The organism is Staphylococcus sp. GDX8P80P (assembly GCF_017893095.1).
GTDB classification, from domain to species: Bacteria; Bacillota; Bacilli; order Staphylococcales; family Staphylococcaceae; genus Staphylococcus; species Staphylococcus borealis.
On the sequence record NZ_JAESMI010000254.1, the window covers coordinates 1 to 226 of the forward strand.

At 36.3% G+C, this 226-nt stretch carries 1 protein-coding gene; it reads right to left on the reverse strand.

All coding sequences use genetic code 11. The features are described from left to right. Positions 1-226: glutamate ligase domain-containing protein (locus tag KA858_RS12670; protein ID WP_481906480.1), on the reverse strand; the 226-nt coding region annotated here is incomplete at both ends.

The following is a 226-nucleotide window of genomic DNA, read 5'->3' on the forward strand; positions in this document are numbered from 1 at the left end:
CATGATTTGATATGGTTCTCTCCCTTTAGATGCGAGAACAACTGTATCACCTGGCTCAGAAATTTCTATTGCATGTTTAATGCCTTCTGCTCTATCTTCAAATTCTACATAATTATTATGTGTCGCTCCTTTAGCTAATTCTGCTGTTAACATTTTAGGATCATCATTTGCAGGATTATCTGGTGTAAATATCACATAATCTGCTCTACATGCTACTGCACCCATT